Origin of the sequence: Hymenobacter arizonensis (assembly GCF_900115775.1) — a bacterium.
GTDB lineage: Bacteria > Bacteroidota > Bacteroidia > Cytophagales > Hymenobacteraceae > Hymenobacter > Hymenobacter arizonensis.
This window is the reverse complement of the sequence record NZ_FOXS01000002.1, coordinates 494,394-519,200: the sequence shown is the minus strand read 5'-3', so window position 1 is coordinate 519,200 and position 24,807 is coordinate 494,394. Positions and strand designations below refer to the sequence as shown.

Below are 24,807 nucleotides of genomic sequence, written 5' to 3'. Positions count from 1 at the left end.
GGTTTGATAGGGAGGGCAGCAGCGGGTTAGGGGCGGCAAAAATAGTGCATTGTACGGCAGACTTCCGCTTCACTGGTTAAGCAAAGCAGAACAACCGGACGGCAAGTAAGGCTGTGTTTATTTAATCTTCTGGAAGTACTCTCCCACTTCGCGTTGGTAGTACGGGGTGAGGCTCGGGGGTGTACTACGTAGTAATTCGGTTTGGCGTTCCTTGTTTGCTCGGTATTTGTCGAAAGCCGGCGGAAAAACAGGTGTTTTTACCTGAGCGGCCTGGGCTTCGCGCTTGGTATCCTGGTCCCGCTCCCGGGCCGACTTCTCAACTTCCAGCAAACGGGTCAAGATTTGCTGCTGGCGCATGATGGTTTCTTCGGTCAGGCGCTTGTTCACGAGGTCGGTTTCGGTTTGCTCCATCAGCTTCTTGATGTCGCCGGTGCCGCCCCCGCCTTCTTCGCCCTTGCCATCTTTGCCATTGGCGCCGCCTTCCTTGCCGCCCTCTTTACCCTCTTTGCTGCCTTCCTTGCCCTGGCCGTCTTTGCCGCCCTGCTGCATTTTATCAAGCTGCTGCATGGCCTGGCGCAGCATCTGCTGCTGGCCGGCTAGCTTGGCCAGCTCCTGCGACATCTCCCGGCCCGACTTGCCGCTCTGGGAGAGTTTTTGAATCTGTTCGTTGAGCTGCTGCTGCATTTTGCCCATGTCGCCGGGGCCGGGTTTGTTGCCTTGCCCCTTGCCTTTGCCTTTGCCTTTTTTCTTGCCGGGCTGGCCCTGCCCATCCTGGGGCTGGCCCTTGCCGGCCTGGGCCTCCTGCTGCATCTGGTCGAGGGAGCTTTGCAGCATCAGGGCCAAGTTGTTCATGCTGGTCATGGCCTGCTGCTGGGTGGCGGTGGCGCGGCCCGGGTCGCGCTGCTGAATGTGGGTGAGCGACTCGTCCATGCGGCCGTTCATCTCGCCCACTTCGCGGGTCACAAAGCTCTGAATTTTGGGTTCCTTTTTGGCCAGGGCATAGAGTGAGTCCTGGATAATCTTGGCGTCGTCGCGCAGCTTGCGCTGGGTCTGGCCCAGCTGCACAAAGCGCGGGTCGCTCTGGTTCACCTTGCGGAAATCCTTCATCAGGCCCTCCTGGTCGAAGCTGAGGGTGAGCAGGTTTTCCAGAATGTCGCGCAGGTCGTCGATGTTCTGCTGGGCCTGGTCGCTTTCCTGGTCGCTCATCTGGTCGCGCATCTTTTTCGCCATCTGCTTCATGCGCTGGGCGGCGCTTTTCTGCTTGGCCGCGGCCTTAGAATTCTGGTTTTTGCCGAGCTGCTGCTGGCTTTCCTCCATGTCCTGGTCGGTCTGCTCCTGCTCGGGCTTCTGCTCGTCGATGCCGTTCTGGTTGCCCGTCTCCTTGTCCATCTGCTTCAACTCCTGAAGCTCCTTTTTCAGGTCTTCGAACTCTTTCTGAGCCTGGGCCTGCTCCTGCTTTATCTGCTCTTGTTTGGCCTTTTGCTCCTGGTTCGAGGCCTTATTGTCGGGGTTATTCTTGTCGTTTTTCTCGGTTTTGTCGGCCAGCTGCTCTTCCTGCTTGGCCAACTCTTCCAGCTTGTCGGCTACTTCCTCGGCCTTCTGCTCCAGCTGCATTTGCTTGAACATTTCCAGGGCGCGGTCGAGCTCCTTTTGCAGCACGTCTTCCTTGTTTTCGAGCTGCTGCAGGAGCTTTTGCATCTCAGCATCGGGCTGCTTCTGCTGTTCGAGCAGCTTCTGCAGCTTGTCGTACAGCTTCTTGGTTTCGGGGTCGAGCAGGTCGTTCATGAGCTTTTTCAGCTCTTCGGCTTTCTTGGCCATCTCCTCGCTTTTCGGGCTGAGCTGGTCTTGCTTCTGCTGCAGCTGCTCAAACATCTTCTGCATCTGCTCCAGCTGCTGGTTCATCTGCTGCTTCTGGTCGAGCATGTTCTCCAGCTGCTTGCGGTCCTGGAAGCTCATTTCCCGCTTGGTCTTGAGCTTGTCCTGGGCCTTAGCTAGCTCGCGCTCCAGCTTTTCGCTTTGCTTGGCGGCCTGGCTCATCTGGCTGGCTACCGACTGGGCTTGGGCGTTTAGCTCCTGGCGCATTTCGCGGCGGCCGGGCAGGCGAAACTCGGCCGGCCGCGTGCGCGTGGCCTTGGGGCCGTGCACGCCGTCGTTGTCCCAGGCCTCCACGTAGTATTCGAGGCGGTCGCCGGGCTGTAGGTTCAGCGGGTTCAGGTTCCAGGTGTAGGCGTAGGTGCCGGCGCTTTCCGTGGGCAGGACAAGGGGCTTTTGGCTGCGGGCGCCTTGCTTTTGGTTGTTGCGCTTCACCTCGTAGTGCAGCACCAGCCGCGTTAGGCCGTAGTCGTCGCGCACTGTGCCGCCCAGCGCCAGGTAGCGCTGTGTCACCGTGTCCGAAAACGCTTCCAGCGTGAGCGAGGGCGCCTGGTCAGGCACGGCCGTTAATTGGTAAGAAATGGGGTCGCGGTTCAGGCTGGCGGGGTTTTTCAGGCGCAGCAGATAGGGCTGCGAGCGCAACACCCGCCGCGTGGCCACAAAAGTGCCATTGGTCTTGTCGGTGCCGCTGGCGGCAACAGTTTCGTCGGGGTTTTGGAACACCAGCGCCAGCTCATCAGTCGCGGCCGTGGCGAATTCCCAGCGGACCGTGCTGCCCTCCGGCACCGTCAGGTTGCCGCCGTTTTGAATGGTTTCGGCTGCTTTGCCAGTATAGGCCGGGTAGGTGATGTTGACTTTGAAGTCGCGCAGGTTCGGCCGCTCCAGCACGGTCAGCTTGTATTCGGGCGAGTTGAACCCGGCGCCGGCCAGCTGAAAAGTCACGTCGCCCTGGGGTTGTTCAAACGTGTAGCGAAACTGGTCGCCGCGGCCCACTACCTTGCTCAGGCGCCGCTCGCCGCCGCTGTAATTGATGCTCACATCGGCCGGCACCGCGGAGCCCGCCACGCCTACATCCAGCGTGAAGTCTTCGCCCCGGAAGGCCGTCAGCTTAGGATTTTTGATAACAAACTGAAACGGCGCCGGCGGCGAGTACGCCCGCCGGTAGTGCCAAATCCGTTCCGTGCCCTGAACCAGGAAGGCCGGGTAAAACGCCAACAGCACTAGGAGCACAGCCACCGGCACGGCGGCGTACTTCCACAGCGGCTTGCTCTGCTGCTTGATGTCGATGCCCTGGGCAAACGAAATGTTGCCCATTTGGGCGGCGCGCTGCTCTAGGCTGGCCGCAATCAGAGCATTGTCGCGGGCCTGGCCCTGCAGCTGCAAGGCGTTCAGCAGCCGGTCCTGCACTTCCGGAAACAGCTCCCCTACCCTGCGGGCCGCCTGCTCGTCATCGAGCAGTTTGCGCAGGTTGGTAAGGGCCGCCAGCGGCGTCCAAATCCAACGCATGAAGCTATAAACGGTGAGGCCGGAAAAGCCAAACAGCAGCCCGGCCCGCACCACCGTGGGCAGGTACAGGAAGTACTCCAGCACGTTGAACACCACAAACAGTGTAAGCAGCAGCCCCACGGCCACCAAGAGGCCGCGCACCAGCAGGTTCAGGTAAAACTTACGCTTGAAGGCTTCCAGCTCCGTCCGGACCCGGGCCAGGGCCGGGTACTCGGCCGCTGCCGCGCCGCTCTCTTTCAGCATCGCCATAAATCAGGTCTTGTTCAGGAAAGATACATCAAGACGGGGCGCTTGGTTCGGCAGCAGTAGCGTGGACTCTGCGAGTCCGCGCATAGAACTGCCTATTGCGCGGACTCGCAGAGTCCACGCTACTGCACCTCCACCCAAGCCGGGCAGTGGTCCGAATGCACCACATCGGGCAATAGACCGCCTCCGGTTAGGCGTGGTTGCAGGACTTCGTCGGCCAGCCAATGGTCGAGGCGCCAGCCCACGTTGCGCTGGCGCGAGCCGGCCCGATAGCTCCACCACGAGTAGTGCCCCACGGCCTCGCGTTGGTGGTGACGGAACGTATCCACAAAGCCGTCGGCCAGGAAATCCTTGAACCACTGCCGCTCCTCGGGCGTGTAGCCGGGGCTGTTTTGGTTGGCCTTGGGGTTATGCAGGTCAATAGGCGTTTGGCAGCAATTGAAGTCACCACCAATGAGCAAGGGAGGCACGTCAGTACGCTTTAAGTCGGCCACATACTTCCGGAAAAAGTGCAGCCATTCCACCTTGAAGGCCTGCCGCTCCGGCCCGCTGGTACCCGAGGGCATGTAGGTGTTCAGCACTGATACGTTGTCGAAATCCAGGCGTAGCACACGTCCTTCGTCGTCGTAGCAGCTTTGGCCGCAGCCGTGCACCACGGCAGTGGGCTCGATTTTCGTAAACGTGGCCACGCCACTGTAGCCGGGTTTTTGGGCCGGGTGCAGATAAGCGCGGTACCCCAGGGCTTCGAAACCGGAAACGTCCATCGGCTCCCGGCCGGCCTTGATTTCCTGCAGGCACAGCACGTCGGGCGCCGCGGTAGCTACCCAGTCCAGCAGCCCTTTGCTTAGTGCTGAGCGTAGGCCGTTGACGTTGTAGGAGATGATTTTCATAAGGGGATTTAAAAAGCAGAACGTCATGCAGAGCGCAGCGAAGCATCTCGCGTGGAATAGTAACTTAACGAAGCGAGCGAGATGCTTCGCTGCGCTCTGCATGACGTTATAGTTCGTCGCCCGGGTCCAACGAGAAGTATTCCAGCACGTGCCACTTCAGCATGCGCTCCTGCTCCTTCAGGTTAGCAAAGGGCACGGGGCGCAACAGCTTGTAATGGGGCCAGCCGTCTTCGTCTACGCGCTCCAGCTCGTAGTGCCCGCTGAGGCTGAAGAGGCGGCAGGTAGCAATGTGCATTAGGTCCTGCTTTTGCTCTTTGGTGAACGTAGTAATGCCCTGATTCAACTCCTGGATGCCGATGAGCAGCAGCAGCGCGTTCAGGTCGGGCCGCTTGTGAAAGCGGGCCTCCATTTCCTGCATCAGGGTCTCCCAACGGGATTCGAAGTCGGCCTCGGATTCAGGGTGCTCGGCGGGGTTCAGGTCCTCGCTCATACGGCGTGCTCGGCGTGGGGTGGCGCGGGCGCAACGGCCTCCGTTTTCAGGATTTCCCAGTATTCCACCGCGCGGCGGAAGTGCGGAATCACGATGCTGCCGCCAATGATGTTGGCGATGGCAAACACCTCGTAAATCTCCTCATCGGTCAGCTTCTCCTCGAAGCATTTGCCGAGGTGGTATTTGATGCAGTCGTCGCAGCGCAGCACCATGGAGCAGGCCAGACCCAGCATTTCCTTGGTCTTGACGTCGATGGCGCCGGGCGCGTAAGTGTTGGTGTCGAGGTTGAAAAACCGCTTGATGACCTTGTTATCAGCCGCCATGATGGTTTCGTTCATCCGCTGGCGGTACTCGTTGAATTCGGTTACTTGGGACATTCGTTAGGTCTGGTAAAGAAGATAGAAAATGTTGTGCTGAGCTCGTCGAACCGGAGGTTGCCGTAGGTACGCATCACTCCTCTTCATCTGTCATCCTGAGCTGGCGAAGGACCTGCTCACAGGAGAACAGTTCGTTCAGGCGTGAGCAGGTCCTTCGCCAGCTCAGGATGACAGACGTGGCGCTCCGCACGACAGTAGTATTTGCCTACATTGCTCCTCCAAAATTACTGCCCAAAACTTCGCCCTTCCCTCTACCGTGCTTCGCTCCCTAGCCACCGATTTCATCGGTCTGATTTTCCCGCGCCTGTGCCTGGCCTGCCAAGAGCCCTTGGTGACGGGCGAAAACCACCTTTGCACCGGCTGCCGCGCCGAACTGCCCTACACTGATTTTCACCTGCTGCCGCCCGACCAAAACCCGTTGGGCCGCCGCTTCTGGGGCAAGCTGCCCATCTGTCACGCCCTGAGCTACCTGCGCTTCGTGCGCCACGGCCGCGTCCAAAACCTGCTGCATGAGCTCAAATACCAGGGCCAGCGCGACGTGGGTACGGCCCTGGGCCAGCTTTATGGCGCGGAGCTGCACGCTGCTGGCTTGGCTGCCGACTTCGACCTTATTGTGCCCGTGCCGCTGCATCCGCGCAAGCTGGCCAAGCGCGGCTACAATCAGGCGGCTGCTTTTGCTTCTGGCCTCTCGCAGGGCCTGCAGCTGCCCGCCAGCAATAACGCCCTGCGCCGTACTGCCAACACCAAGACCCAAACCAAAAAGAACCGAGCCCAGCGCTGGGAAAACGTCGCCAATGTATTCGAAGTGGAGAATCCTGCGGACGTTGTTGGCCGGCGCATCCTCGTCGTGGATGACGTGCTGACCACGGGCGCTACGCTCGAAGCCTGCGGGGCAGCCTTGCTCGCGGCCGGAGCAGCCGAAATCAGCATTGCCGCCATTGCCTGCGCCGACCGATAAATGGAAGAAGGACGAAGGCAAACGGCACAAAAAAGGGCCGCTCCTGATTCAGGAGCGGCCCTTTTACTTGCCAAGCTCAATTACTTGTTCGAACCGGCGTTAATCATTGCGCAGCGGAAACCGATGGTTGCCGTGGCCGAGTCCTCAGCCATGAAGCGGCGGGTGCCGGGCGACAGCCAGTAGGCCACATCGCGCCACGAACCGCCTTTGTACACACGCACGTGGTCGTCAATCAGCGACTGGTAGCCTTTCTTGTCGTACTTGTCGGCGGGGTCAGCCACACCGTTGCGACGGAAAGGGTTCAGGTCTTCTACGTCCTGGTACGAGAGGGGACGGTATACGTCCTGCACCCACTCGTTCACGTTGCCAGCCATGTTGTAGAGGCCGTAGTCGTTGGGGGGGTACGAGTAGATGTACTCGGTAATCATGGCGCCGTCGTTCAGGCTACCGGCGATGCCGGCGTAGTCGCCACGGCCCCGCTTGAAGTTAGCCAGGAACTGGCCCTGCTTGCGGCCGTAGGCGTTGCGGGTGGTTTTGCCATCCCAAGGGTAGATGCGCTTCTCCTCCTGGTTCTCGTTGCCCACTTCCTGGGTGCCTACGAGAGCCTGAGCGGCGTATTCCCACTCGGCCTCGGTGGGGAGGCGGTAGTTGGGCAGTACGTTGCCTTTTTCGATGGTAGGGGTGTCGCCGCCCGAGCTGTTGGTGCCTTCAGCACCGGCAGCTGCGTCGCCGCTCTTCTTTTTCCGGCCAAATAAGCCGCCGCCGCTCGACTTGGAGCTGCCTTCAGTAGCCAGACGCTCGTTCACCTTGGCCGTACGCCAGGTGCAATAGTCGTCGGCCTGCAGCCAGCTCACGCCCACCACGGGGAAGTAGCGGAAACCGGGGTAACGCAGATAGTACGTTACGTAGGGGTCGTTGAAGGAAAGGTCGCGGGCCCATACGGTGGTGTCGGGCAGCGCGGAACGATAAAATTCTTCGGTAGAGTCGGTACGAATAAAGTGCAGGTATTCCAGCCAGTGAATGTTGGCTACTTCGGCTTCGTCCATGTAAAACGAGGCGATGGTCACCGTGCGCTCGATGTTATCGTGCGTCATGGTCACGTCTTCCGACTGCGAACCCAGTACGGTGCGGCCACCTTCGATAAAAATAAGGCCCGGGCCCTCGGGTACTTTCTTGAAGTTGGCAACTGCCATTCCCTTCTCAGTATTGTACTCGATACCCGTTGTAGAGGAATATTTACCTGGTTTTGTAGCAGTGGGAGGACCCCCTTTGCCACAGCTGGCCAAGGTTACGAGGCCCACTACGGCCAAGCGTAAATAATTAGGGAAGTTCATAATAAAGTTAAAATGACTATGAAGAAGGAGGGGTTAGCAAGGGCAATTAGGACACAATAGTACAAAAAATTAGAATGCCGGACAAGGGGCCGTCGGGTAAACACGTTTTTTTAGTCGGCGATGGGCGTTTTCTAGTCGGTCAAATGCGCGGAAAGCCAGCGTTAGTTCGTGCGCCCCACCCAAGTCGGAACTGAGTTGGCTTAGGCCCACATCGTAGCTGTAGCCCAGGCGGAGGTCTCCTGCCTGAATGCCAGCCACTACGGCGAGGAGGTGCTGGGAACCAACGTTGCTAGGTGAAAAAATATTGCGATAAATCGCCCCCAACGTAACGGGCGCTGCGGTCACGTACATCCCGGTTTCGGTGCGCTGCGAACCGCCCTGCCGGCTGTAGGATGCCACCGGCGTCACGCTGACCTCGCGGGTAGCCAACCCGGTGGAGGGTTTAACAATAAAGAATTTGTACCCACCGGAGAGGCTAAGCAGCATGGGAAGCTGGCTTTGGCGCTGAAAACCAAGGCTGGGCTGGTTGAGGTGCTGGCCCGCCAGGCTAAGCCAGCCTTGCTCAGAATAGAGCACGGCCCCGGTGCCTAAGCTGAGGTAGTTAACGGGCTGAAAGTCCAACGATTCGGCGCTGGGGCCCGCTACGGTGCCATCTTCCAGAATTTGGTCGCCAAACACGAAATTGTCATATCCTACGCGCTGGCGGCCATAGTTGGCCCGCATGCCGCCGCTCAGGGCCAATTTCTGGGTGAGGCGGGTGTGGTAGGCGTAGAGCGCGCCGGCTTCGAGGCGGGTGTAGCCGACTGAGCCCGTCCGGTCCTGATTGAAGAGTACGCCTAGGGCGTGGTGCTGGCCGGGCCGGTCGAGGCGCACATCGGCGGCGGCCTGCGTGCTGACGAAAGAGCCCGCTAAGGTTGGAAACTGGTTGCGGAAGCTCAGTGTGACGCTGTAATCGTCGAGCAAGCCCGTGAAGGCCGGGTTGGTGTGCAGGCGGGTAGCAAACGGCTGCGAGAAAAAAACATCCTGTGCCTGCGCCCCGGAAGCGGTGGCCAGCAACGCACCGGCTGCAAGGCCGAGCCGTATTCTGGCAAGCAACAAGGAACAGGGTACTGGCATATGGACCGAGGTAACGCCACCGAAACGCAGTTTAGTGCGACCGACAACGCAAATGTATGGCCTGATACAGCGAGGCTAGGTCAAACAGTTCCGCGTAGGGAGCAGGATGTTAGGTCCTCAGCGCATTTGGCAGACTGCTTGCTACTGTGGTTTTCACTGCCCGGTGCGCTTGCTTAGAGCGGGCCGACCGGGGCAACCTGATTCTAAAGAAGTAGTGTTTTTACAACGTGTTTAAGCCAGCTCAATACGGCCTTCCTGGTACTAGATGTAATTGGAAGCAGGTGCCGGGGCACGGAAGCGTGCCACGCAACGTTTGGTTTGGTTAAGAGCTCCCTGTTGAAAAAACGTGGTAGTTTGTGGGCTCTACCTTTGTTCGAATAATTAATTGTCTCCTCCCATGCGGAAAATATTGTTGGGTGTCGCCGTTTTTTTCGGGTTGTTGGTAGTGGCGCTGGCGCTGGCCCCGGTGCTGTTTAAGGACAAGCTGCGGGCGCTGGCCGACGAGCAAATTGCTCGCCGCGTGCGGGCCAAGGTGCTGTATGACCCCGCCAATATTGACGTGAGCCTGTTGCGCTCGTTCCCCGACATGACGGTGAACATCCGGGAGCTGCGCGTGATTGGCCTCGATTCGTTTAGCCGCGACACGCTGGCCTACCTGCCCAACCTGCGGGTGGGCCTGGATGTGATGAGCGTGGTTCGAGGCGGCGCCGTCGATATCAAATCCATCGAATTGGAGCGTCCCAACCTGAGCTTGCGTGTGCTGAAAAGCGGCCTGGCCAACTGGGATATTATGATTTCGGATTCGGCTGCCGCTGCCCAGGGCCAGGACACCAGCCAGGTGCACCTCGCCATAAAAGGGTGGAAAATGACCGATGGCCGCCTGCGCTACGAAGACCTGACCCTCCCCTTCTTGATGCAGGCCGCCGGCGTGAACCACACCGGCAGCGGCGATTTCGCCAGCAACGTGTTCGACATGAAGTCGCAGACCACCGCCACCGACCTCGACATGACTTACAACGGCGTGGCTTACGTGAGCAACAAGCAGCTCACCGCCGACGTGAACATGAACATGGACCTCGAAAAGAGCCTCTATACCTTCAAAGACAACAAAATCAAGCTCAACGATTTCCCGTTCAGCTTTGCGGGCGCCATCGGGCTGCCCAACGAAAAGGATATTACCTACGACCTGACTTTTAAGGCACTGGAAACGGACTTCAAGACCTTGCTCAGCTTGGTGCCCGGGGTGTATACTGAGAAGTTTAAGAACGTGAAAACCAGCGGCAAGGTATCCTTCGATGGCTACTACAAAGGCACGCAGAACGACTTGAAGATGCCCGGCTACGGCGTGAACCTGGCCGTAAGCAACGGGCAATTTCAGTACCCCGACTTGCCCCAGGCGGCGAAGAACATCAACCTGAAAATGCAGGTGGATAACCCTTCCGGCTACACCAACAATGTGAAGGTGAACATTCCGCAGTTTCACCTCGACCTGGGGCCCAACCCCGTGGACGGCAATATTGCCATCGACGGCCTGGAGCCCATGCGCGTGGACGGCCGCGTGAAAGCCAACGTGAACCTGGCCGAGGCCCTGAAGGTGTACCCGGTGAAGGACCTGGCCATGCGCGGGCAACTGTTTGTAGACGGTACGGCGAAGGGCATCTATTCCAAAACCCAGATGCCGGTGGTGAACGCTGCCATTCGCCTGACCAACGGCTTCGTGAAATCGGCTCAGTTTCCGGCTCCTATTGAGAACATCAACCTCAATGGCACGGTGGTGAACAACACGGGTCAGGTAAACGATACCCAAATCAACCTGCCGCAGTTCCGGATGGTGCTGGAGGGCGAGCCGCTGGAAGGCCGCCTCACGGCCCGCAACATCGACAAGCCGGTGTTTGACACCAACGTGCGCGGCACGGTGGATTTAACCAAAATCACCAAGATTTTCCCGCTCCAGGGCATGACCGTGACCGGCCGCGTGGCCGGCGACATTGCTGCCAAAGGCAACATGGCCGACGTGGAGGCCGGTCGCTACCAGAACGTGGTGGCCAGCGGCACCGTGAAGGCCACCAACGTGACTTACAAGAGCAAAGACCTGCCGCAGGGCGTGCGCATCAGCAGCGGCACGGCCACCTTTAACAACAACCAGATTAACCTGCAAAGCCTGAACGGCACGGCCGGCAGCTCCGACTTTGCGGCGTCGGGCACGGTGAGCAACTACCTGGGCTACCTGTTCACGCCGGGCCAGTCGCTGAAGGGCACCATGAATGTGAACTCGCGCAACTTCAATGTGAACGAGTGGATGGTGGACGAGGTATCGGCCAAACCCACGGCCACGGTGGCCAGCGGCAAGGCGCCGACCAAGGCCGAAGGCGTGCTGCAGATTCCCAAATACTTTGACCTGGTGCTGAACAGCCGCGTCGACAACGTGACCTACGATAACCTGAAGCTGACCAACGTGGCAGGCACCGTGACGGTGCGCGACGAAACGGCCCGGCTCAGCAACATGACCTTCAATACGCTGGGTGGCAACTTTGGCACCACCGGCAGCTACAGCAGCAAGACCCTGGCCCACCCCACTTTTGACTTCGGGCTGAACATTAAGAATCTGGACATCCAGAACGCCTTCTCGGCATTTACGACGGTGAAGAAGCTCATTCCGCTGGCCGGCCAGGTGGAAGGCGTGTTCGGGACCAACTTTAACGTGAGCGGCGAAATGGGCCCCGACATGATGCCCAATCTGGCTACCCTGACCGGTAAGGGCGTATTTGATGTGGTGAAGGCGGCCATCAACCAGTCAGAGGTGATGAGCAAGATTGCCAGCCTGACCACGCTGCCCGAGCTGAAAACGCTGGTGGTGGTGAACAAGGCCATTCAAGCCAATATTGTAAACGGCAGTCTGGTAGTGCAGCCCTTCGACCTGACCGTGGGCGACGTGAAGATGACCTTCGGCGGCTCGAATAGCTTGGCCGGCGCGCTAGCCTACGTCACGGCCCTGAATGTGCCCACGGGTAAGCTGGGCAACGCCGTGACGGGCAAGCTCACGCAGCTGACGGGCGTGCAGAACATTCAGGGAACCGACCGCGTGACGCTGGGCCTGAATATTGGCGGCACCATGACCAGCCCCGTGGTGCAGCTAACCAGCGGCAGCGTGAAAGACCAGGGCAAAGCCATTGTAACCAACGTGGTAAAAACCAAACTTACCGACGCCCTCATGGGGCTTACGCAAAAGAAGCAGGCGGCACAGGATAGCACCAAGCGCACCGACGATGCCGCGGAGCAAACTGCAGAGGAAAAGGCACGTATCACGGCCGAAAAGGCACGTTTGGAGGCCCAGGCTCGGCTGAAAAACCAGGTTGGGCAGGGGCTGAATAGCCTGTTTGGCAAACCCAAGCCCCGGGCCAAAGCGGCAGACCCAGCCCCGGCCGATAGCACGAAATAAGACAATTGAACAGGGCAATATAGAAGGTTGGCAGTATTATTGTGAACGGCCGGCCGGCGTCGGTGTGCGTCGCCGTTTTACGTTTCTAAAATCAACTTTCTCTATTCCCTCACATGAACCTTACTCGTCTATTTCCTTTGGCTTGCCTAGCGGTGTTGGGCCTAGCCAGCTGCTCCAAAAACTCTGATACCTCCAAGCTAGAGGTGCGTATGACCGACGCTCCCGGCGACTTTCATCAAGTGGTGCTCGACGTGCGGCAAATTGAGGTGCACCTGAAGGAAGAGCAAGCGAAGGACGGATGGAAAAACCTGAGCTTCACGCCCCAGACACTCAACATTCTGGAGTACGTGAACGGAAAGTCGGCCTTGCTGGTGAAGCAGGACTTTGCGCCCGGCGACCTTAAGGAAATCCGCCTGGTGCTCGGGCCCGACAGCTACGTTATTGGCCGCGACGACCAGCGCTACGACCTCAAAACCCCCAGCGGCCAAACGTCGGGCGTGAAGCTGAAACTTGACAAAACCACCCTGCGCGATGGCGAGACCTACCAGCTGCTGCTCGATTTCGACGTAGCCAAGTCTGTAGTGGAACGCGGCACCTGGCGCCCCGGCAACGACCGCAAAGAGCGTTACCTGCTGAAGCCCGTTGTGCGGGTGATTACTCAGGAAGTGCGGGGCGGCCTAAGCGGCACCGTGGCCCCAGCGGCCGCGCGGCCTCAGGTGCTGGCCATTCGCAGCACCATTCTCGGCCCCGATACGGTGAGCACCTCGGCCGATGCCTCCGGCGCGTTTCAAATGGGCGCCCTGCCCGCAGGTACCTACCGCGTGGAGTTTTTCCCGAGCACCACTGCCCCTACCGGGCAGCCTGCCTACCGCAACGTGACTCGCACCGGTGTAGTGGTGACCAACGACAACGTGACCAACATGGGTTCTATTCCGCTGAACTAAGCGACAGAATCTAAGCCACTGAAAAGCCCCGGTCTCGTGCAAGAGGCGGGGGCTTTTTTGGTTTTTAACCCAAATGAAATCGACTAAAAAAGCTATTCGAACGAGGTAGAGACGCAATATTTTGCGTCTCGTCGTTGAACATCGTCTCGTTAAATGTAAAGAACTGTGCCGTCAGCGTCTGCGCAGGGTAAACACCATCAGCAACGACGAGGCGCAAAATGTTGCGTCTCTACCCCCGTGTTTGCTTATTTAAATAAGTTCTGAATTAAAACTTAGCCAAGGTTCTGTAGCAGCGCCAGCAACTCGCGTTGGGTGCTTAGGGTGCGGTCTTTGGCGTACCAGCCGTGTAGCTGCGTCACAAACTCTTCGTAGGGCACTTGCTCCCGTTTCAGGCGCTCAAATAGTTCCTGCGCGGGCCTGGGGCGCGGGCCCCAGGTGGCCGCTTCGGTCAGGGTGTCGGCGTGGAGCACGATGAGCTTGGGAATGGAGCGGCCGCCGTTGGTGAGGTAGCGGTCCATGAGGTCAAGGTTTTCGTCGCGCAGCGCGTAATGGGTCGTCAATTTGCCCTGGCTAGCTTGGGCAATGGCTTCGAACACGGGCACCAGCTGGGCGGCATCGCCGCACCAGCCTTCGGTAATGACCAGCCACTCGTAGCGGCGCGGCAGCTGCTCGAGAGCCGCCTGCAGCTCGGGCAGCAGCTGAATGGTCTTGTCCACGCGCTGCATGCGCTTGATGTTGAGGCGAGCATATTGCACGAGCTGCTCGGTTTGAGTGGTGCCCGTGGTGCGGCTTTGCATCATCAGCTCGTCGATGAGCTGGCGATAACCGGCATAAGAATAGGCGCGGTTGAGCTGGTCGGCCGCAATGACTGGTGCGGGGGTAAATATTTCAGACATGGTATAGATGAGTAAGCCTGAACAGGAAAGCCACTAAAAAACCCTTCCGGAGGAGGAAGGGTTTTCGAGTAGGGGAAAAATGGCTGGTGCTACAGACTGGGCGCGGCCTGCCGGGCCGCGGCCGAGAGTTCGCGGCAGTACGTGATGAAGTCAGAATTGACGGGTTCAAACCCGTGGTCGCGCAGGCGGGTGGCTACTTGGGCGCGGTGGTAGCTGGCGTGGACCACGGCGTGGGTCAGGATGTCGTGGACCAGGCTCTCGTAGCTGTCGCCGAGCGAGTTGGTGTAGGATATAAGGCGCTGCAGCTCGGTTTCATCGGCGTTTACCATGAGCTGATGCAAGGGCTCGGAGGTTTGCTGGTGCAGGGCGTGGCAGCCGGCCAGGTCGTGCTCCTGCCACACTTTCACGGGGCTGGCCGTGCCGCCAATGCGTGAAATCCAGATGGCCTGGGCATTGAGCACGTGGCTGAACAGGCGCAGGGCTACGGGCGGAACTTCCTGGCCGGAGGCGGCCACTTCGTCGAGGCGCTTGAGCACGGTGGTGTTGGCCCACACGTTAAAAGCACCGAGTTTTTCTAGGGTATTCATCGGTTTAATTGTGAGTTATGGATGATGAGTTCTGAGTTGAGGAATAGGAGCTGGTGAAAGGACAACCTATAATTCATAACTCAAAACTCATAATTCCCTTATCGAGGGTCTTGCCAGACCAGTTTTTCGTTGGCTTTGTTTTTATCGAAGTCCGGGCATTTGCCATCGCCTTTGCCCGTGATGCCGCCTTCGGGCTGGCACAGCAGGCGGCCCTGCGAGTCGAATACCTGGGAATATTGGTCGCAGCACGGCGCCGACTGGTAGTACACGGTTTGGCCGCGATAGTCGTAGCTCAGGATGCGGATGATGGGGTTGCGCTTGCGCTCGGCCAGCACCGCCGAAATTCGATTTTTGAGCCAGCCCGGGCGGGCCGACGTATCGGAAATGGCTTCGCGGGCCGAGGTTGAGAGCGGGGTTGGAACCACGGCGCTGCCCCCAGTGGGCGTGGGCGTAGTGGGGCTGTTCACCTGCTGGTTCTGAGGCGTGTTGGGCGTGGTCACGCTCACTTGCTTGGGCGCACAGGAGGCGACGAGCAACGCGGAAATGGCTAAGGCGAGCAGTTTGTTCATGTAATTAGGTATGGACTTATTCAACAGTAAGGCCGCGCCGCACTTCAAGCTTCCTTACGCCGGGCTCAGGCAATGAGTTGGTTTTTGCGCGTCTTTTCACTCCTATGGGCTTTGGCGTGCTCTCAAGCTGAACAGTAATGCCTATTCGGCAATCGCCAGAACGTAGGGCCCAAACACCAGTGCCCCCACTACCAGGGCGCCCAGCGCGGCCAGCAGCACGGCGCCCGCGGCTACGTCTTTGGCCTTGCCGGCCAGCGGATGATAGCCGGGCGAAACCAAATCGGTGAGGGCTTCAATGGCGGTGTTCACCAGCTCGGCGGCCCACACGCACGCCACGGCCAGCGCTACTAAGGCCCATTCGAGACGGCTGATGCCGAAGTAGAAGCCCAGCCCGATAGCCACCACCGTGGCCACCGCGTGGAACTGCAGGTGGACTTCGGAGCGCAACGCCGCCCACACGCCCCTAAAGGCGTGCCCAAAGCTGGCCACGCGGCGCCGCAACAGCCCATCGGGTGGCCGCAGGCGGTCAGAATTAGGTGTGGCGGGCTCAGCCACGGGCTTCAAACTCTTGAAACACCGACTGCCGCAACTCGGACCATTCCGGTTTGATGATGCTAAAAATCACGGTGTCGCGCCGGATGCCGCCTTGCGTGGGGCGGTGGCTGCGCAGGGTGCCTTCTTCGGTAGCGCCCATACGGGCCATGGCCTCGCGCGACTTGTTATTGCGCGAGTCGGTTTCCAGCTCCACCCGCTCGCAGTTCATCTGGCCAAAGGCGTGGCTCAGCAGCAGGTGTTTGGCGGCGCGGTTGAGGCCGGTGCGCTGGAATTTGCTGCCTACCCAGGTGTAGCCGATGCTCAGGCGCTGGTCGGGCTCGCTCACGTTGTAGTAGCTGGTGCTGCCGATTATCTGGCCGGTTTCGCGGTCAACGATGGTAAACGGGTAGCGCAGGCCTTGCTCCCGTCCTTCCAGTGCTTGGCGAATGTAGGCTGCGAGGCTCACCGCGTCGTCGCCGCGGGTGAGGGTGTAGCGCCACAGCTCGGCGTCGAAGGCTACGGCTTTAAGGGCTTCGAAATCGCCGATTTCCAGGGGGCGTAGGCGTACGCGCTTGTTTTCGAGAACGATGTTAGTAGAGAAATCCATCGGGGCAAAGATGATGGTAAAAAAGAAAAGCCACCCTTCCAACTCGGAAAGGCGGTGGTTTTCCAGGAAAAAGCAACGTGCTGAGCTGGTGCGCGACCACCAGCGGCGCGAAAAGCGTGATTATAAACTGGCTACCAGCAAGGACGGGGCAGCATCGGTGGTTTCGGGCCTGTTAGCATCCGACAATCCAGCTTTCACCCGCAGGGCTTGCTGCACGTGGCGTTGCTCGTGCAACACCTGCAGTTCAAACGTCTCGCCTAGGCGCAGCTTCAGCAACTTGAGAAACTCTACGGGCACGGCTTTGCGGTTTAGGTCGGTGTGCCGGGCTTGGGCAAGCAGGGCGAGCAACTGCTGCTGATGCGCACAAAACTCGGTCAGGGTTTCGCGGTCCAGTTGGCTGCCGCTGGGGTTCATGTAGCCGAACGCCTTGGCTTTCTTGGGATTGGTGGGCGCTATCATCTCGATGAACTTGCGCCCCACCCAGCTATAGCGCACCTCAGCTTCGGCCGATGGGCGGGCGTGGGCCAGGGCCTGCGCGAAACGCGGGTTGTAGTAGCGGCTGTAGCGGTTCAGATGCTCCAGGCATTCGAGAATGCTCCAAGCTGTGGGCGCAGGCTTATGGTTGAGCTGGGCGAGCTCCAGGGGAGCCAGCTCGGTTTGCACGGTGCTGAGGAGCTGGCGGAGGTTTTGGTCGAGCTGGGCGAGAAAAGCGGTGCTGGTAATAGCGTTAGATTTTTTTCTCAAAGGTCCGTGGATGGTTTTTTCGGCGCCTTGATTGAAATCAATATTTAACGCAGCCGGCTCAGCGTTTCGGGGGTCATGCGGAGGTAGGAGGCCAGGTACTTCTTGGGCACCTTCTGGAAAATGTGCGGACTGCGCTGGCGTAGCCGCTCCAGGCGCTGGGCTGGCTCAGGCAGCAGGAGGTCGATTTCGTGCTCCATGCGCCCGATAAGCACTCGTTCCACCTCGAACCTCCAGAGCCGGGCAAAAGCCGGACTGCTGTCGAGGCAACTCTGAAATTCGTGGCGGGCAATGGCAATCAGGCTGCTGGCTTGCAGGGCCTGAATAGCGTACTCGGAGGGCTTGCCCATAGCAAACAAAGGAAAGGCGCACACCATTTCGCCGGGGTGCACAAAGCCCACGCAGATTTCCTCGCTGGCCGTGGGGTAAAAGATGCGCATGGTTCCGTGGTGCGTGAAGTACAGGTACTGCTCGGCCTGGCCCGGCGACACCAGAAACTCGTTGCGCGGCACGTGCAGCTCCTTGGTCCAGCAGCTCACGAAGTCGGCTATTTCGGGGGCTGGCAAATACGAAACCGTGCTCAGCGAAGCCGTGAGCATGGCGCGAGCCTCGGCGGCGAATGCGGGCACAGTATGCATCGGAAATTCAAATGATATAAGGGCCGACAAATACCGAAATAAGCTGCATAGTTCATAGCCAATGCGGCTCGTGGAAAGCAGGTCATTTTAAAGATGCGCTACGTTGCGCCTCACCCCCGGTAGGGCCGGGGGTGAGGAGCATATGTACACCGAAACAAGTCTTTTGTAAAAGCAAAATCCCTCATACCACGGCTGAGGTATGAGGGACTTGCGCTAAAAGGGAGGGCGGCTTACCGGCCTACCATCTCCTCAGGCTTCAGCCACTCGTCGAACTGCTCCTCGGTCACGTAGCCGAGCTGCAGGGCGGTTTCCTTTAGCGTGGAACCGTTTTTGTGGGCGGTTTGGGCAATTTCGGCAGCTTTGTAGTAGCCGATGTGCGGATTGAGGGCCGTCACCAGCATCAGGCTGCTGTTCACGTGCTTGTCGATGTTGGCCTTGATGGGCTCGATGCCCACGGCGCACTTATCGGTGAAGCTCACGCAGACGTCGCCGATGAGGCGGGCCGAGTGCAGGAAGTTGTAAATCATCATCGGCTTGAACACGTTCAGCTCGAAGTGGCCCATCGAGCCGCCGACGGTGATGGCCACGTCGTTGCCCATTACCTGAGCGGCCACCATGGTCATGGCTTCGGCCTGGGTGGGGTTCACCTTGCCGGGCATGATGCTGGAGCCGGGCTCGTTGTCGGGGATGTGAATTTCGCCGATGCCGGCGCGCGGGCCCGAGCTGAGCATGCGGATGTCGTTGGCGATTTTCATGAGGCTCACGGCCACCGTTTTCAGGGCGCCGTGGGCTTCCACGATGGCGTCGTGCGCGGCCAGGGCCTCAAACTTGTTTTCGGCTGTGATGAAGGGCAGGCCGGTGAGGTCGGCAATGTGTTTGGCGACGTTCTCCGAGTAGTTGGGCGGGGTGTTGATGCCCGTGCCTACGGCCGTGCCGCCCAGGGCCAGCTCGCTTAGGTGCGCAAAGGTGTTGTTGATGGCGCGCAGGCCGTGGTCGAGCTGCGACACGTAGCCCGAAAACTCTTGGCCCAGCGTGAGCGGCGTGGCGTCCATGAAGTGGGTGCGGCCGATTTTCACGATGTCCATGAACTCCTCCGACTTGACTTTCAGCGCATCGCGCAGCTTCTCGATGCCAGGGATGGTGGTTTCCTTCAGGATTTTGTAGGCCGCGATGTGCATGGCCGTCGGGAAGGTGTCGTTCGAGCTTTGGCTTTTGTTGACGTCGTCGTTGGGAGCGAGGGCCTTCTTTTCGTCGGCGAGCTGGCCGCCCTGCAGCACGTGGCCGCGGTAGGCAATCACCTCGTTCATGTTCATGTTGCTCTGCGTGCCGGAGCCCGTTTGCCACACCACCAGCGGGAAGGAATCGGCCAGCTCACCGCGCAGGATTTCGTCGCACACCTTGCCAATCAGTTCCGCCTTTTCGGCGGATAGCACGCCGGCGTCGCGGTTGGTGAAGGCGGCGGCTTTTTTCAGGTATGCGAAGGCCGCGATGATTTCCTTGGGCATCTTGTTGATGTCCTGGGCAATGGGGAAATTCTCGATGGAACGCTGCGTTTGAGCGCCCCAGTACGCAGTGGCAGGCACCTGTACGGTGCCCATGGTGTCCTTTTCGGTGCGGAAATCCATGCTTGAGGTGAAGTGATGAGGGAATGAAAAGTGCGGAAGTCGGTGAGGCCTTTTCGGCCGCTGCCGCTGGCAAAAGTACATTGCCCGGCCGGCCCGGAACGGCACAACGCAGCCATTGGCCGCTCAACGTCGTACACGATGCCAATCCACATTGTTTGCATTTATGAACCAGCCCACTCCCACCCCCGACCCTCAGAACGAACCCCCCGTACCCGTGCAGGGCGACGGCACTCCTGATTATTCCGACGTTGACGTTAAGACGGAAAGCGACTTGCCCACGCCTACCAAGCCCGGCGGTAGTGCTACCGAGCCGGAGAGCGGCGGCGGGTACAGCGGGTAGCTTTTTCGCTACGGCTAAGTGCACGCGCCCGGCGGAACCTCACCCCCGGCCCCTCTCCCGCGGAGAGGGGAGCCTGACGATTAATAATGAAAGCCTCATTGCGATTTGCAGTGAGGCTTTCTGCTTGAAAGTCAACTTGGATCTTGTGCCGTGGCTCCCCTCTCCGCGGGAGAGGGGCCGGGGGTGAGGTTCCCCCAGGCGTGCGTCCCCTCTCCTACCCAAATTTTAATTTCCCAACAACCCCCGGTTTCCGCTACCTTTCGCAGACTCAACAGGATGCAGGTTTTCATAGCCTCCCTCCTATTTCACGCAAAGTACATATGCTGAAACGCTACTCTTTGCTGCTGGCGGCTGCGCTACTGGCCAGCCACCTCGCCCCTGCCCAAACCCCCGCTGCCGAACCCAAGCCGCTGCTGGGGTTTGATGCTTCCGGGGCCGCGGCCCAATACCAGCTCGAAGCCCAGTTCGACGCCCAACTCAAGACCGACAACCTGCGCGACTGGATGAAGCGCATGGCCTCGCGTCCTCACCACGTGGGCTCGCCCCACGGCAAGGACAACGCCGAGTTCATGGCCGGCCTGTTCAAGTCCTGGGGCTACGATACGCGCATCGACGTGTCGTACGTGCTGTTTCCGACGCCCAAGCTGCGGGTGCTGGAAATGGTGGCGCCCACGCAATTCAAGGCTAGTTTAACCGAAAAGCCTTTAGCCGAAGATGCTACTTCGGGCCTAACTGCCGAGCAGCTGCCCACTTACAACTGCTTCTCGAAGGATGGCGACGTCACGGCTGAGCTGGTGTTTGTGAACTACGGCGTGCCCAAAAACTACGAGGAGCTGGAGCGCCGCGGCATCAACGTGAAGGGCAAAATCGTCATTGCCAAATACGGGGGGGCCTGGCGCGGCATCAAGTCCAAGGTGGCGGCTGAGAAGGGCGCTATTGGTTGCCTTATTTATTCCGACCCCAAAGACGACGGCTACTGGCAGGGCGATGTGTACCCCAAAGGCGCCTTCAAACCCGAAAGTGGCGCCCAACGCGGCTCCGTGCTCGACATGCCTACCTACCCCGGCGACCCGCTCACGCCCGGCTACGGCTCCACTAAAAACGCTAAGCGCCTCGATTACAAAAAAGCCCCCACGCTGACGCAAATCCCGGTGTTGCCGATTTCCTACGGCGATGCCCAGCCCCTGCTCGCGGCCCTGGCCGGCCCCATGGCCCCGGAGGCCTGGCGCGGCGCCCTGCCCATCTCCTACCACCTCGGCCCCGGCCCGGCCAAGGTGCACCTGCAGCTGGCGTTCAACTGGAAAACCGAGCCGGTTTACAACGTCATTGCCACTCTGAAAGGCAACCTCTACCCCGACCAGTGGGTGATGCGCGGCAATCACCACGACGCCTGGGTCAACGGCGCCAGCGACCCGCTCTCGGGCCTGGTGGCGCTGATGGAAGAAGCCCGGGTCGCCGGTGAGCTAGCCAAAACCGGCTGGCGACCCAAGCGCACGCTCATGTTCTGCGCCTGGGACGGCGAAGAGCCCGGCCTGCTCGGCTCCACCGAGTGGGCAGAAACCAATGCCAAGCAGCTGCAAAAAAACGTGGTGGCCTACCTGAACACCGACAACAGCGAGCGCGGCTTCCTCTTCGCATCGGGCTCGCACACGCTGGAGAAGTTTTTCAACCAAGTGGCCCGCGACGTGACGGACCCGCAAAAGAACATTTCCATCAGCGACCGGCGCCGGGCTTACGACCTGATAAACGGCAGCCCCGAAGCCCAGAAAGACGCCCGCGACCGCGCCGACCTGCGCATTGGCGCGCTCGGTGCCGGGTCCGACTACTCGCCCTACATTCAACACCTGGGCATTCCGTCGATGAACGTGGGCTTTGGCGGCGAGGGCGAAGGCGGCGAGTACCATTCAATCTACGATTCCTTCGACCACTTCACCCGCTTCAAGGACCCCAACTTTGCCTATTGCAAGGTGCTGGCCCAAACCATGGGCCGCGCTGCCCTGCGCCTGGTCAATGCCGACGTGCTGCCCTTCGAGTTCCAGAACTTCTCCAACACTGTGGCCAAGTACGGCACCGAGGTGAAGCAGTTGGCCGACAATATGCGCATCGAAACCGAGAAGCAAACCCGCCTCCTAGCCGAAAAGCGTTACGAAGCCGTGGCCGACCCGACCGAAACCCTGCTTCCGCCCAAAGCCCACGAAGCCGTGCCCTACCTCAACTTCTCGCCGCTAGACAACGCGTTGCTGAAGCTCGAGCAAAGCGCCCAGACCTACGCCCTGGTGCGCAAGGGCAACCCTAGCCTCACCGCCGCCCGCAAAAGAGAACTCGACCAACTCCTATACCAGGCCGAACAGCAACTGCTGAGTACCGAAGGCCTCCCCCGCCGCCCCTGGTACCGACACCAGATTTACGCGCCCGGCTTCTACACGGGCTACGGCGTGAAAACCCTGCCTGGCATCCGCGAAGCGGTGGAAGAACGCAAGTGGGCCGAGGCCGACGAGCAGATTAAGCGCACGGCCGCCGCTGTGGAGCGGTTTGCGGGTCAGGTAAGCCGGGCGGCGGCCGTGGCTAGTTCGCCACCGGCGCAGTAGGGCTACTTAAGAAAAATAGTGTTGTGGCAAGCTCATTACACTGTATTGGGCGTGCCGAAGCAAATTTGCCACGCCGCCCGTGCCCTTTTCTGTCATGCTGAGGCACGAAGCACCTTATCGCTGAGGAACGAACCGTTGGAGCGTGAGAAGGTCCTTCGCAAGCTCAGGATGACAGATGAAAAGGAAATGCGCAGCTTAATTGATTAAAAAAAACAGACATCATCTCCATGAAAATCATAGCCCTTGGCTTACTCTGCTGCCTGGCTGCAAACTCCGCCAGCGCCCAGCAAGGCACCGAGCCAATCAAAGTCACCGATTTGCTAAAAATCAAGCAGGTGGGCGGCATCACCCTTTCCCGCGACGGGCGCAAAGCTGCCTTCACCGTGCTGGGCATCGAGCCCGATGAAAAGAACAAAGCCGACTACAAAAACGTGAGCCAGCTCTACCTGCTGGGCACGGAGGCCGGCGCCAAGCCCCGGCAGCTCACGTCGGCCAGAGAGGGCGCCACGCAACCCGCCTGGAGCCCGAATGGCCAGCAGCTGGCCTTTGTGCGGACCGTGGACGAGAAGCCCCAGGTGTTTGTGATGGCTGCCGATGGCGGCGAGGGCCGGCAGCTCACCAAGTACAAGCACGGCGCCTCTAACCCCAAATGGTCGCCCGATGGCAAGCAGGTACTGTTTTCGTCGGCTATTCCACTGCGCGAGCTGCTGAAAGATTCGCTGCTAAATGCCACCAAGGCCCTGCCGCGCTGGCCCTTCGAAAAACCTGGTTTCGACAAAAACGACCAGCTGGCCGCCACCACCGCCAAGCCCAACGCCGATGGTAGCCTGGCCGAATTGCGCGCCTACCTCGACAAAAACGAAGTCGACAAAAAAGCCAAGGTGCTCACCAAGCTCAACTTCCAGGATGAGCGCGACGTGACCGCCGAGCAGACGTTCTCGCAGTTTTTCCTGATTGACGCCGCCCAGCCCGAGGCCAAGCCAGTGGCCATTACCAACGGATTCTACCGCTTCAATCAGGTTGATTTTACACCCGATGGCAAGCACCTGCTGCTCTCGGCCGATATCGACTCGCTGCAGCACCCCGACCGCTCGCTGGAAAACGAAATCTACCTGGCCGACCGCGACGGCCGCCGACCGCGCCTGCTGCTGGGCAAGGAGAATGTATCCTACTCCAACCCCGTTATTTCCCCGTCGGGCAAGTGGCTGGCTTTTCAGATGGCCCCGGCCCTAGGCGTCGATGTGCCGGTGCTGGCCATGATGCCGCTCAACGGCACCGAGAAGGACGTCATCACTATTCCATTCGACCGCAACAAAAGCAACCTGACCTGGAGCGACGACGAGAGGTACGTGTATTTCGTGGCCCAAAGCAATGGCGGCGCTCCGCTTTACCGCGCCAACATCAAGACTCGGAAAGTGGAGAAACTCACGGCCGCTGACACGGGCATCCTAAGCTTCGGCTTGGCCAAAAACAAGGTGGTGTACGCCCAAACCGGCATTGCCAACCCCTCCGACTTGTTCGTGGCTGATGCCAGCCTGAAAAAGGCCCAGCGCGCCGGCGACTTCAACGACTGGGTGAAAACCCGCCGCCTCTCGCTGCCCGAAAAGCACACCTTCGTGAACGATAAAGGCCTCACGGTGGAATATTGGGTGATGAAACCAGCTGGCTACCAAGCCGGCCGCAAGTACCCGGTGGTGCTCGAAATCCATGGCGGGCCTTCGGCCATGTGGGGCCCGGGCGAAGCCAGCATGTGGCACGAATTCCAGTACTACGCCGCCCAGGGCTACGGCGTGGTGTACAGCAACCCCCGCGGCTCGGGTGGCTACGGCCAGGACTTCCTGCGCGCCAACATCAAAGACTGGGGCACCGGCCCGAGCAGCGACGTGCTCACCGCCCTCGACAAAACCGTGGCCGAAGGCTGGGCCGACCCCGCCAAGCTCACCGTGACCGGCGGCTCCTACGCCGGCTACCTCGTGGCCTGGATTATCAGCCACGACCAGCGCTTCAAAGCCGCCTGCTCACAGCGCGGCGTGTACGACCTGGCCACTTTCTTCGGCGAGGGTAACGCCTGGCGCCTCGTGCCCGGTTACTTCGGCGGCTATCCCTGGGAGCCCGAGGTGCGGGCCGTGCTCACCCGCGAGTCGCCCTTCACCTATGTCGACAAAATCAACACGCCCTACATCCTCTTCCACGGCGAAAACGACCGTCGCACGGGCTTTGTGCAGAGCGAAATGATGTACCGCAGCCTCAAGGTGCTGGGCCGCCCGGTGGAGTACGTGCGCCACCCCGGCGGCACCCACGAGCTCACCCGCGCCGGCGATAACCGCCAGCGCATCGACCAAATGCTGCGCACCTACGAGTTTTTTGAGCGCTACATCAACACCAAAGGCGAGGTGAATTGAGTGTTATCAAAACCCATCAAACGCACGTCATGCTGAGCTTGCCGCTTGTCATCCTGAGCAGAGCGAAGGACCTTATCACGCTTGTGCCGATTGATTGCTGCAAATTGT

Annotated in this window: 20 protein-coding genes; 6 read left to right on the top strand and 14 right to left on the bottom strand. The window is 59.7% G+C overall.

Translation table 11 applies throughout. The annotated features are described in order from the left end of the window. Window positions 1–117: 117 nt before the first annotated feature. The 4 genes from BMZ66_RS08535 to BMZ66_RS08520 all read right to left on the bottom strand — a co-directional run bounded on the left by BMZ66_RS08535 (window position 118) and on the right by BMZ66_RS08520 (window position 5,381). Complete coding sequence (locus BMZ66_RS08535) at window positions 118–3,627, bottom strand: DUF4175 family protein (RefSeq protein ID WP_234795037.1); 3,510 nt, start codon at window positions 3,625–3,627, stop codon at window positions 118–120. Between the two features lie 119 nt (window positions 3,628–3,746). Further along, window positions 3,747–4,514, bottom strand: coding sequence for an exodeoxyribonuclease III (locus BMZ66_RS08530; protein ID WP_092671132.1), 768 nt, complete (start codon window positions 4,512–4,514; stop codon window positions 3,747–3,749). A gap of 106 nt (window positions 4,515–4,620) precedes the next feature. Continuing rightward, the gene (locus BMZ66_RS08525) at window positions 4,621–5,004 is read right to left on the bottom strand and encodes a hypothetical protein (protein WP_092671129.1); all 384 of its coding nucleotides are present in this window, start codon (window positions 5,002–5,004) and stop codon (window positions 4,621–4,623) included. Continuing rightward, window positions 5,001–5,381, bottom strand: coding sequence for a carboxymuconolactone decarboxylase family protein (locus BMZ66_RS08520; RefSeq protein ID WP_092671126.1), 381 nt, complete (start codon window positions 5,379–5,381; stop codon window positions 5,001–5,003). The genes BMZ66_RS08525 and BMZ66_RS08520 overlap by 4 nt, the downstream gene beginning before the upstream one ends. Window positions 5,382–5,637: 256 nt before the next feature. On the opposite strand from BMZ66_RS08520, the gene BMZ66_RS08515 reads away from it, so the two are divergent. After that, window positions 5,638–6,339 (top strand): ComF family protein, encoded by a 702-nt coding sequence (locus BMZ66_RS08515; RefSeq protein ID WP_234795036.1) that lies wholly within the window; start codon window positions 5,638–5,640, stop codon window positions 6,337–6,339. Window positions 6,340–6,419: 80 nt separating this feature from the next. Here the strand turns inward: BMZ66_RS08515 and BMZ66_RS08510 are convergent, their stop codons facing one another. Beyond that, on the bottom strand, window positions 6,420–7,673 hold the full coding sequence (locus tag BMZ66_RS08510; RefSeq protein WP_092671123.1) for an SUMF1/EgtB/PvdO family nonheme iron enzyme: 1,254 nt from the start codon (window positions 7,671–7,673) through the stop codon (window positions 6,420–6,422). Window positions 7,674–7,742: 69 nt separating this feature from the next. Beyond that, complete coding sequence (locus BMZ66_RS08505; protein ID WP_092671120.1) at window positions 7,743–8,789, bottom strand: PorP/SprF family type IX secretion system membrane protein; 1,047 nt, start codon at window positions 8,787–8,789, stop codon at window positions 7,743–7,745. A gap of 397 nt (window positions 8,790–9,186) precedes the next feature. Between BMZ66_RS08505 and BMZ66_RS08500 the strand changes: the two genes are divergently transcribed. Together BMZ66_RS08500 and BMZ66_RS08495 are read left to right on the top strand one after the other, a co-directional pair. Next, window positions 9,187–12,228: an AsmA family protein gene (locus BMZ66_RS08500; RefSeq protein ID WP_092671117.1), complete on the top strand. Its 3,042-nt coding sequence runs from the start codon at window positions 9,187–9,189 to the stop codon at window positions 12,226–12,228. A 113-nt stretch (window positions 12,229–12,341) separates the two neighbouring features. Beyond that, complete coding sequence (locus BMZ66_RS08495; protein ID WP_092671114.1) at window positions 12,342–13,172, top strand: DUF4382 domain-containing protein; 831 nt, start codon at window positions 12,342–12,344, stop codon at window positions 13,170–13,172. Between the two features lie 272 nt (window positions 13,173–13,444). Here BMZ66_RS08495 and BMZ66_RS08490 read toward each other — a convergent pair whose 3' ends face one another. The 8 genes from BMZ66_RS08490 to fumC all read right to left on the bottom strand — a co-directional run bounded on the left by BMZ66_RS08490 (window position 13,445) and on the right by fumC (window position 19,369). Beyond that, complete coding sequence (locus BMZ66_RS08490) at window positions 13,445–14,068, bottom strand: thioredoxin family protein (protein ID WP_092671111.1); 624 nt, start codon at window positions 14,066–14,068, stop codon at window positions 13,445–13,447. An 89-nt stretch (window positions 14,069–14,157) separates the two neighbouring features. After that, entirely contained in the window at window positions 14,158–14,655 is a 498-nt protein-coding gene (locus tag BMZ66_RS08485) for a DinB family protein (protein ID WP_092671108.1), read from the bottom strand. Window positions 14,656–14,753: 98 nt separating this feature from the next. Then, window positions 14,754–15,224: a DUF6970 domain-containing protein gene (locus BMZ66_RS08480; protein WP_092671105.1), complete on the bottom strand. Its 471-nt coding sequence runs from the start codon at window positions 15,222–15,224 to the stop codon at window positions 14,754–14,756. A 141-nt stretch (window positions 15,225–15,365) separates the two neighbouring features. Further along, window positions 15,366–15,779, bottom strand: coding sequence for a diacylglycerol kinase family protein (locus BMZ66_RS08475; RefSeq protein ID WP_234795035.1), 414 nt, complete (start codon window positions 15,777–15,779; stop codon window positions 15,366–15,368). Next, the gene (locus BMZ66_RS08470) at window positions 15,772–16,365 is read right to left on the bottom strand and encodes a GNAT family N-acetyltransferase (protein WP_143080116.1); all 594 of its coding nucleotides are present in this window, start codon (window positions 16,363–16,365) and stop codon (window positions 15,772–15,774) included. Before BMZ66_RS08470 ends, BMZ66_RS08475 begins: the two co-directional genes overlap by 8 nt. A 120-nt stretch (window positions 16,366–16,485) precedes the next feature. Beyond that, window positions 16,486–17,109: a DinB family protein gene (locus tag BMZ66_RS08465; RefSeq protein WP_234795034.1), complete on the bottom strand. Its 624-nt coding sequence runs from the start codon at window positions 17,107–17,109 to the stop codon at window positions 16,486–16,488. Window positions 17,110–17,153: 44 nt separating this feature from the next. Continuing rightward, window positions 17,154–17,744, bottom strand: coding sequence for a Crp/Fnr family transcriptional regulator (locus BMZ66_RS08460; protein ID WP_092671099.1), 591 nt, complete (start codon window positions 17,742–17,744; stop codon window positions 17,154–17,156). 230 nt (window positions 17,745–17,974) lie between these two features. Further along, on the bottom strand, window positions 17,975–19,369 hold the full coding sequence (gene fumC / locus BMZ66_RS08455; RefSeq protein WP_092671096.1) for a class II fumarate hydratase: 1,395 nt from the start codon (window positions 19,367–19,369) through the stop codon (window positions 17,975–17,977). 163 nt (window positions 19,370–19,532) lie between these two features. On the opposite strand from fumC, the gene BMZ66_RS25520 reads away from it, so the two are divergent. From BMZ66_RS25520 to BMZ66_RS08445, 3 genes are all read left to right on the top strand, one after another. Next, complete coding sequence (locus tag BMZ66_RS25520) at window positions 19,533–19,709, top strand: hypothetical protein (RefSeq protein ID WP_177204656.1); 177 nt, start codon at window positions 19,533–19,535, stop codon at window positions 19,707–19,709. 320 nt (window positions 19,710–20,029) lie between these two features. Continuing rightward, window positions 20,030–22,297: a transferrin receptor-like dimerization domain-containing protein gene (locus BMZ66_RS08450; protein WP_092671093.1), complete on the top strand. Its 2,268-nt coding sequence runs from the start codon at window positions 20,030–20,032 to the stop codon at window positions 22,295–22,297. 227 nt (window positions 22,298–22,524) lie between these two features. After that, window positions 22,525–24,699, top strand: a complete 2,175-nt coding sequence (locus tag BMZ66_RS08445; protein WP_092671090.1) for a S9 family peptidase — start codon at window positions 22,525–22,527, stop codon at window positions 24,697–24,699. Window positions 24,700–24,807 lie beyond the last annotated feature (108 nt).

Excerpts from the sequence above, each read along its gene's own strand:
- BMZ66_RS08470 (WP_143080116.1), bottom strand. The coding sequence starts at position 16,365 with ATGGATTTCTCTACTAACATCGTTCTCGAAAACAAGCGCGTACGCCTA.
- BMZ66_RS08535 (WP_234795037.1), bottom strand. The coding sequence starts at position 3,627 with ATGGCGATGCTGAAAGAGAGCGGCGCGGCAGCGGCCGAGTACCCGGCC.
- BMZ66_RS25520 (WP_177204656.1), top strand. The coding sequence starts at position 19,533 with ATGAACCAGCCCACTCCCACCCCCGACCCTCAGAACGAACCCCCCGTA.
- BMZ66_RS08530 (WP_092671132.1), bottom strand. The coding sequence starts at position 4,514 with ATGAAAATCATCTCCTACAACGTCAACGGCCTACGCTCAGCACTAAGC.
- BMZ66_RS08460 (WP_092671099.1), bottom strand. The coding sequence starts at position 17,744 with ATGCATACTGTGCCCGCATTCGCCGCCGAGGCTCGCGCCATGCTCACG.
- BMZ66_RS08510 (WP_092671123.1), bottom strand. The coding sequence starts at position 7,673 with ATGAACTTCCCTAATTATTTACGCTTGGCCGTAGTGGGCCTCGTAACC.
- BMZ66_RS08505 (WP_092671120.1), bottom strand. The coding sequence starts at position 8,789 with ATGCCAGTACCCTGTTCCTTGTTGCTTGCCAGAATACGGCTCGGCCTT.
- BMZ66_RS08485 (WP_092671108.1), bottom strand. The coding sequence starts at position 14,655 with ATGAATACCCTAGAAAAACTCGGTGCTTTTAACGTGTGGGCCAACACC.
- BMZ66_RS08490 (WP_092671111.1), bottom strand. The coding sequence starts at position 14,068 with ATGTCTGAAATATTTACCCCCGCACCAGTCATTGCGGCCGACCAGCTC.
- BMZ66_RS08480 (WP_092671105.1), bottom strand. The coding sequence starts at position 15,224 with ATGAACAAACTGCTCGCCTTAGCCATTTCCGCGTTGCTCGTCGCCTCC.
- BMZ66_RS08500 (WP_092671117.1), top strand. The coding sequence starts at position 9,187 with ATGCGGAAAATATTGTTGGGTGTCGCCGTTTTTTTCGGGTTGTTGGTA.
- BMZ66_RS08450 (WP_092671093.1), top strand. The coding sequence starts at position 20,030 with ATGCTGAAACGCTACTCTTTGCTGCTGGCGGCTGCGCTACTGGCCAGC.
- BMZ66_RS08445 (WP_092671090.1), top strand. The coding sequence starts at position 22,525 with ATGAAAATCATAGCCCTTGGCTTACTCTGCTGCCTGGCTGCAAACTCC.
- BMZ66_RS08525 (WP_092671129.1), bottom strand. The coding sequence starts at position 5,004 with ATGAGCGAGGACCTGAACCCCGCCGAGCACCCTGAATCCGAGGCCGAC.
- fumC (WP_092671096.1), bottom strand. The coding sequence starts at position 19,369 with ATGGATTTCCGCACCGAAAAGGACACCATGGGCACCGTACAGGTGCCT.
- BMZ66_RS08520 (WP_092671126.1), bottom strand. The coding sequence starts at position 5,381 with ATGTCCCAAGTAACCGAATTCAACGAGTACCGCCAGCGGATGAACGAA.
- BMZ66_RS08495 (WP_092671114.1), top strand. The coding sequence starts at position 12,342 with ATGAACCTTACTCGTCTATTTCCTTTGGCTTGCCTAGCGGTGTTGGGC.